Origin of the sequence: Geobacillus sp. DSP4a (assembly GCF_013096875.1) — a bacterium.
GTDB classification, from domain to species: Bacteria; Bacillota; Bacilli; order Bacillales; family Anoxybacillaceae; genus Geobacillus; species Geobacillus thermophilus.
On sequence record NZ_SDLD01000181.1, the window covers coordinates 1 to 550 of the forward strand.

General features: G+C 55.8%; 1 pseudogene. It reads right to left on the minus strand.

The features are described from left to right. A pseudogene (locus ETC02_RS16900) lies at positions 1-550 on the minus strand (transposase); the annotation flags it as partial.

A 550-nucleotide genomic window follows, 5' to 3' on the forward strand; every position in this document is an offset into this window, starting at 1 on the left:
GGAAGAGGTTCGTCACGACCCGAATGTCGCGGCCATTCGCATCTCGAAAGATCACCACCCGGTGACGCTTGGTGGAGCGGTATTGTTTCGTTCCCAACTGGCACGTGAAGTCGGCTTGAACCGATGAAGATGCGCTCGGAAGGCGGTTCAAGCTTTTTTTCTGATGAAGTTCGATGTTGTCCTTCATCCGAATGACAAACAGCTGATGCTGCTCTACAAATCGATCGAGGCGTTCGATTTTGAAATACGCCCGGTCTTCCACGAGCATTTGTTGAGGGTTCGTCAACTGTTCTCCCACTGGGCCCATCGTGACGCAGCCCGGTCGTTTCCACCACGTCTGCCGGCAACGAGGATTCCGGCGAATACGCGACGTGCAGCTTCACTCCGGCGCGTTCGCCGTGATACGGCGCCCATGGGAGGCGTTTTTTCCCGACTGTGACGGTCGTCGAATCCACCACCCGAAGCGGTTTGGGAAACCGAAGCGAGCGGCGGGTTTGGCGGTTGCACTTGGAAATGATCAACGCCAACAAGCGTTTCATGATGTCATAGG